This window comes from Tepidibacter sp. Z1-5 (assembly GCF_037844525.1).
Classification (GTDB): Bacteria; Bacillota; Clostridia; order Peptostreptococcales; family Peptostreptococcaceae; genus Tepidibacter_A.
This window is the reverse complement of record NZ_JBBMMD010000021.1, coordinates 65888-73157: the sequence shown is the minus strand read 5'-3', so window position 1 is coordinate 73157 and position 7270 is coordinate 65888. Positions and strand designations below refer to the sequence as shown.

General features: G+C 30.2%; 6 protein-coding genes. 5 read left to right on the top strand and 1 reads right to left on the bottom strand.

All coding sequences use genetic code 11. The annotated features are described in order from the left end of the window. The 5 genes from WJW32_RS05155 to WJW32_RS05135 form a co-directional block, all read left to right on the top strand. On the top strand, positions 1-162 hold a 162-nt coding region (locus tag WJW32_RS05155; RefSeq protein WP_340255972.1), incomplete at its 5' end, for an IS3 family transposase. A 135-nt stretch (positions 163-297) separates the two neighbouring features. Then, positions 298-1311, top strand: a complete 1014-nt coding sequence (locus WJW32_RS05150) for a metallophosphoesterase family protein (protein ID WP_340255963.1) — start codon at positions 298-300, stop codon at positions 1309-1311. Positions 1312-1753: 442 nt separating this feature from the next. Next, entirely contained in the window at positions 1754-3214 is a 1461-nt protein-coding gene (locus WJW32_RS05145; RefSeq protein ID WP_340255960.1) for an AAA family ATPase, read from the top strand. 553 nt (positions 3215-3767) lie between these two features. Further along, positions 3768-4010: a hypothetical protein gene (locus WJW32_RS05140; RefSeq protein ID WP_340255958.1), complete on the top strand. Its 243-nt coding sequence runs from the start codon at positions 3768-3770 to the stop codon at positions 4008-4010. 11 nt (positions 4011-4021) lie between these two features. Then, entirely contained in the window at positions 4022-4678 is a 657-nt protein-coding gene (locus WJW32_RS05135) for a hypothetical protein (RefSeq protein WP_340255955.1), read from the top strand. Positions 4679-4839: 161 nt separating this feature from the next. Here WJW32_RS05135 and spoIIE read toward each other — a convergent pair whose 3' ends face one another. Then, positions 4840-7209, bottom strand: a complete 2370-nt coding sequence (gene spoIIE / locus WJW32_RS05130) for a stage II sporulation protein E (protein ID WP_340255952.1) — start codon at positions 7207-7209, stop codon at positions 4840-4842. Positions 7210-7270 lie beyond the last annotated feature (61 nt).

The following is a 7270-nucleotide window of genomic DNA, read 5'->3' as shown; positions in this document are numbered from 1 at the left end:
CACTTTAAAGATGAAGCAAATATCAAATCATGCGAAACTTTAGAACAGCTTAAACGTGAAATCAAACAATACATGACTTACTATAATAACTATAGATATCAATGGAGATTAAAAAAGATGACTCCTGTCCAATACAGAAATCATCTTCTTAATGTAGCGTAGTCTTTTTTTTATTGTCCTTTACAAAGGGTACAGATTAGTATTTTAATAAGCTTTATTTTTGCTTAAGCACTATAAAATCCCCTTTATCTTATCCCCATTTAGTTGTACAATCTTAATATGAAAGGAGATGTCTCTTTGGACTACAACAACCTAACATTAAAAGGAAACGACAGCGTAATAAGAACTTTATTCTTCACAGATGTTCATATAAGCGGAAGAAATCCTAGAAGTAGAAAAGATAACTTCTTAGATACAGTTCTAGATAAGCTAAGTCAAATAAAGGATATATCAAATAACAGAAACTGTGACTTCGTATTATTCGGAGGAGACTTATTCGATAACCCAAGCGTATCAAATGCCGTAGCTGGAAGAACAGCAAAAATACTTAGATATTTCAATAGAATAATAGGAGTAGCTGGAAATCATGACCTTTTCGGTAACAATATAGACAACATAAAATCAACCCAACTAGGACTATTTGAAAAAGCAGGACTTATAGACCTTATGTACAAAGGAGAAAAACTTATAATAACCAAAAATGATTTTACACTCCAAATAACAGGAACACCTTCTCACTTCGGTATAGACCATGATGATATAAAAGAAGACTACGTTGTAGATACTGTTAACGCAGACAAAGCAATACATATAATACACGGAATGCTAATGGAAAAACAACTAAACCCCCATATGACAGTAGTTACAATAGATCAAATAAAAGAAACAAAATCCGACTTAACACTAACAGGTCACTACCACGCTGGATTTGACCCTATACAAATAGACGGCAAATACTTCACAAACCCAGGATCTCTATCCAGAGTATCATCAGATAGAACCGAAATGAAAAGAAAAGTAGGAGTATTATATATAGAAATATCAAAAAATGATATAAAACTAGAATTCATACCTCTAAAACAAGAAAAAGGCGAAGACGTACTAGACAGATCTCACATAGAAAGCTCACAATACAAAGAAATCCAAATAGAAGAATTCATGAGAGAAATAAAAGTAGCCTCAACAATAGAATCAATGGACATAACCAGCATAGTAAAAAAAATAGCAACAAATAAAGAACTAGAAAAAGAAGTAGTAGACTACGCACTGACTAAATTATCAATAGCAGAAGAAAGTCTATCAAGTGAATAATTAAAATTGCTTATATATCAGAAATTTAAAATTTCTAGTTCCTGCGTAAGCAATGTTTTAAGCCTTATTTTGATATTAGCTCAAGTAGTTATATTTCAATACACATAATGTTTTGCTTAACCTCTACTCACGTAGTGTATATTTAAACAATTATCACTTGAGGTTTACACATAATCCTAAAAAATGATGCTTATTAAAATGTTAGCTACTTTTGGGTTAATATTTTCCTATAAAACTTAGATTATGCTGTTAAAATATACGTTAAGAAACTTCGTTGTCTGACCGTAGGGAGTTTACGAAGTTTTAGTATATTTTATAAGGCAGAATCTCTAGTTTTATGAAAATATTGACTAAGTAGCGGTATTTTAATCAGTAGCATTTTTTCGCTTGACCACTAATTTTCGCTTAACCACTAAACTGAAAAATAAGGAGGCTTTCGAAATTGAAATTTATAAAACAACTCCACATTCAAAACTTCCAAAGCCATAAAGACACCACCCTAAATCTTTTAAACGGCCTCAACACAATAATAGGTGAATCCGACAAAGGAAAATCAGCCGTAATAAGAGCCATAAGATGGGTAATACTTAACGACCCTCAGGGAAACAATATGGTAAGACAAGGAACTAACGAATGTAGCGTAACTGTAACCCTTAGTGATGAAACCAAGATAACTCGTACAAAAAAACTAAGCGGAAAAAAGAAAATAGTATCTAAAAACACATATAAAATAGAATACCCAAACGGAGACATATCAGAAAACGAAAACTTCGGCGTAGATTCTATACCAGAAATTATGGATGCCTGTGGTGTCAAAATACTTAAAATAGATAAGGACTTAGTTGAAATACCAAACTTTGCCTTCCAACTAGATCCCCCATTTTTGATATCATCAAATGGAGCACAAAGATCAAAAACAATAGGTAAACTTATAAACGCAAACTTATTCGACTCATCAATAAGAGATATAAAAGCCGACATACTAGACATAAACAAAAAAGTAAAAGAAAAATCTAACGAATACGAAATTTTAAACGAAAAACTAAAACAATACGAAGACCTAGAAGAAGAAGAAAAGAAACTTGCTAAAATATCAGACTTTATAACTCAAGCTGAAAAAGCAGAGAAAAATATAGAAACACTTAGAAGATACATAACCTCACTACAAAACATAAAACTAAAAAAATCAAAATGTAGTGAAGTTATAGAAAAACTATCCAACATAGAAAAAGCTCAACTTACTATAAAGGACTTAGAACTAAAACACAAAGAATATCTAAACCTACAAAAAACATCTGCTTCTCTTAAATCTATAAACACTAACAAAAATCTTCTAAAAAACACTATAAATAATCTAGCTAACATAGAAGAAGCCGAAAAAATAAACAATAACTTAATAAATACAATAGACAAGCTAAATAAAATAAACCTACTTAAAAACAAAATAGACTTTTTGAACAATAACAACAAAAACTTAAAAATAACACTAAAAAAACTACAAAACATAGACAATGTAAATGAAACGTACTTAAAACTAGAAAACCTAAACTCAAAAACAGAATCTCTACAAAAAATAAATAAAGAATACAAAATAATATCAAACGAGAAAATAAAACTAAAAAATAACATAACAAGAATGCCAGACTTCAACACTATAGAAAAACTACACACAAGCTATATAAACATACAAACAAAAATAGAATCACTTAACCAACTAAACACAAACTATAAAGACACAAAACTAAGACTAGAAAAAGGCTCAGACTACATAACAACAGTCCAAGCCGGACTAAAAGAATGCACCCAAGCATACTCAGATATGCTTAAAAAAATGGGCAAATGCCCAACATGCTTTAGCAATATAGATAACACTACTACAGAAAATATAATATCCAACTTATAACCCACGTAGTGATATTATAACAATCATCATTTACATTTTACACTTAACCTAAAAAATTACGCTTGTTGAAATGTTAGTTACTTTTGGTTTGATATTTTTCTATAAAACTTGTATTACGACGTTTAGATATCCGTTAAGAAAGTTCGTTGTCTGACCAAAGGGAGTTTAGAACTTTTAGGTTATCTAATAAGACGTAATGCTTAGTTTTATAAAAATATCAACTAAGTAACGTTATTTCAATAAGTGTAATTTTGGGGCTAAGCAACCCACATAGTGATATTATAACAATCATCATTTACATTTCACACTTAACCTAAAAAATTACGCTTGTTGAAATGTTAGTTACTTTTGGTTTGATATTTTTCTATAAAACTTGTATTACGACGTTTAGATATCCGTTAAGAAAGTTCGTTGTCTGACCAAAGGGAGTTTAGAACTTTTAGGTTATCTAATAAGACGTAATGCTTAGTTTTATAAAAATATCAACTAAGTAACGTTATTTCAATAAGTGTAATTTTTGGCTTAACACCTAAATTAAAAGGAGGATTTTAAAATGAACGAAAAGCAATTGCAGGAACTTAAAGATAAAATCGAGAAAGGCAAAATGACCAAATACAAAGCCGAAACAAGACTTGAGGAACTAGAAAAACAAGAGAAAACCCTAAAAGAAGAAATAACATCACTAGGATATGACCCCGAAAAACTAGACGAAATAATATCAAAGCTTGAAAATGAAAAACAAGACTTAATATCAAAAATAAATGAAATGCTTCCCGATACAATACCTAATATCTAGGAGATGATTATATGAGTTTAAATGAAATAAAAGATAAATACGCTAGATATAGAGACTACATAGTATACAAAAAAACAATGAAATCAAAAATAGAAGAAGATATGAAAACTATAAAATTAAAAATAGAAAACTTTAAATCACAAGAAGAAGTTTTCTTAAAAGCAAAGCTTCTACTTGAAGAGAGTTCAGCATTTGCCCGTGAACAAGTAAAACACAAATTCGAAGTAATGGTAACTAAAGCACTTCAATTTGTAACTGGTGAGAATATAGAATTCAAAATAGAATTTGAACAAAAAAGAGGACGCCCCGAGGCATCCTTTAACGTTATAAGTCAAATAGACGAAGATACTAGGATAATAAACACTCCAGAAGATAGTCGAGGCGGAGGTATAATAGATGTAATATCTCTTACACTTAAATATTGTATGCTTCAAACACACAAGCCTCAAATAGAAGGGCCTTTCATCTTAGATGAACCTGCAAAACACGTATCAGAAGAATACATCATAAACGTAGGTAAATTCTTAAAAGAAATAAACACAAACTTTAATAGACAAATAATAATGGTTACTCACAATACCCACCTATCTGAAATATCAGATAAGAGATATGTAGTAACCATGAATAACGGAGTGTCTCATGTTAGTGAATACGATGTGGATTGTTAATAATCCACATTATTTATCCACATTATACACAGACACCTGTGATTAAGTCTATACCTAATAAACGTACTATTATATGCATTATACTCACAAATTATTCCCAAACTTACCCACAGTTTTATCCACATTATCCACAAAATCTGTGAATATTTAGAAATTTCTTCTTACTCCCTGTTTCTCCATATCTTGGTAATCATAACGGTCATATCATCTTGAGCTTTTCCATCTACAAGCTCAAGTGATTTGTCTAATATGTATTTTGCAATCTCCTTTGTACTCTTTTTATCCATCTTCTCTATAACTGTGTACAGCCAATTTTCTCCTAGATTTTTGTCTTTTCCAGCATCTATTATTCCATCTGATACAGTTATTATTATATCGCCTTCTCTCACACTTCTTTTTTCCCTATCTATTTTTATCTCAGATACTATACCAACAGGAAGTGATGAAGATGATATAACCTCAACCCCACCATTCTTTCTTTTTATAAAAGATGGACAGGCACCCATTTTCACACTCTCTAAATTTCCATTATTCAAATCTATAATATTTAAATCTAGAGTTGAAAATATCTCATCCGATGATTTTAGCATTAACATGTTGTTAATAGTCTCTATACTTATCTTCTCATCTATCTTTGCTTCTAGCATTTTTTCTAACATTTCTATTGTAAGTGCTGATTCTTCTGATGCCTTCTCTCCCTTTCCCATTCCATCGCTAAGTACTATCATATACTTTCCATCTGATATTTCCATATATGTATAGTTATCCCCAGATATTATATTTCCATCCTTAGATAAATAAGCTACATCAGTTCTAGCTGTATACTTTTTAAAATTAACAAGCCTTATATTACAAATATTGTTCATAGATCTACATCCCATTTTATAAGCTGATACTTCTTGTCCCACAGCTCTTGACACAGCATTAATAAGTTTTTTTTCACACAAATCTCCATTATAGCAATTATGTCTTTGTATATTTATTTCAAAATTATCATCTCTTTTAATATAACTTATCTTATCCACCTTTATATTTTCTTTATCAAGCTCAACTATTATGTTGTTTTCTATATCCATATCGAAGTTCATACTATTATTTATTTCATCTGAAACATTTTGAATAGAATAGGCAATAGACTTTATCTGACTGGATACTAGCTTTCTAGTCTCACAAAGCTTCTTGTTCCACTTATAATTTAGCATAAACAAATCAAAATAATGATTACACCCTTTTATCACATCATCAAACTTCATACAATCTCTTACAAATTGAGATTTTACATAATTATTATCTATTCTTCCATCTTCCTCTAGATGATTTAGTATATTCGTAAACATATTATAAGTCTTCGTAAACTTTAAATTCCAACAGCCCCTCTTCATAGGACAATCAGAGCAAACATCGTGAGTTACCATATCTATAACACTTGCTATATCCCTTTGATCCAGCACCTTATCCTTATCTCTAACTTTATCGAAAGTAGCCCCAACCTCTTCATAAGCCTTGTATACGTCCTTAAGTCTTGTATTCATTATCTCCTTTACCCTGTTTATATAATTAATAGAAGATTCTTCACTACCCAAAACCCCTTTAGTAAATTTCTCTATATACTTTAATCTATCATCAGGTATCATAAGAAATATTAAAGAAGATATAGTTATCTCTCTAAGTGTTAATAAAAGCTCGTTGCTTCCTCTTGTATATATAGTTATTATGCTCCATCCCATGATAAAACCTATAGTAGTTGCATACTTACTTAACTTTCTAAAAAGGCCTGCCAAAAGACCTGAAAATCCATATATTCCTATATACATAGGTGATGATACTGTATTCATAGTAGTTATTATCCCTATAGTTATACCACTTGCAGATCCAAGAGCTGGTCCTGCTTGATACGCCACTACTATTATTATTAAAAATGATAATACATTCTTTAATGATACCTCAAACAAGCTTATATTCGATATTCCAGTTATTGAAAGAGCTATTATTATAGATAATGCTATAGTTTCCTCACTTGATATATTTCTTCTTATAGACCTTTTTAGAATAAGAGGTATACCATATGAATATATATATATAAGAGAAGACACAGCTAGTCCTTCTATTACAGAAACCAATATATCATACATGTATAAATCAGTTACTAAAGAGTATATAATCCCACTTATCGAGGTTATAAAAAAACCTATAATAGAGACTCTAAAAATATTATCATCATACTTTGATATAAATGATGATATGAAATTTATAAAGAAAAGAGTTATTATATATCTTAGCGCATGAGACCCACTGTGACTTAAAATTATACCAGCTGATATACAAAAAAATACTGGCATCTTATACTTCTTATGAGTACACATATAAATAAAATAAGCTATGCCAAAAGGTCCTAGATTGTCTATTATAACTGCTCGTCCGAGCAAAAATCCAATTACACATAAAAATACAGCTGTATTATCTACATTCATACCTTCGGATATCTCATTGATATATCTTCTCTTATATGAAGATATCTGTGGTCTTTGCATAAAAAAAACCTCCCCCTCACTTAATACAGTTCATTGTATCAAAGTGATAGAAAGGTTTTTG

Coding starts and splice junctions, on each gene's coding strand:
- WJW32_RS05140 (WP_340255958.1), top strand. CDS start 3,768: ATGAACGAAAAGCAATTGCAGGAACTTAAAGATAAAATCGAGAAAGGC.
- WJW32_RS05135 (WP_340255955.1), top strand. CDS start 4,022: ATGAGTTTAAATGAAATAAAAGATAAATACGCTAGATATAGAGACTAC.
- spoIIE (WP_340255952.1), bottom strand. CDS start 7,209: ATGCAAAGACCACAGATATCTTCATATAAGAGAAGATATATCAATGAG.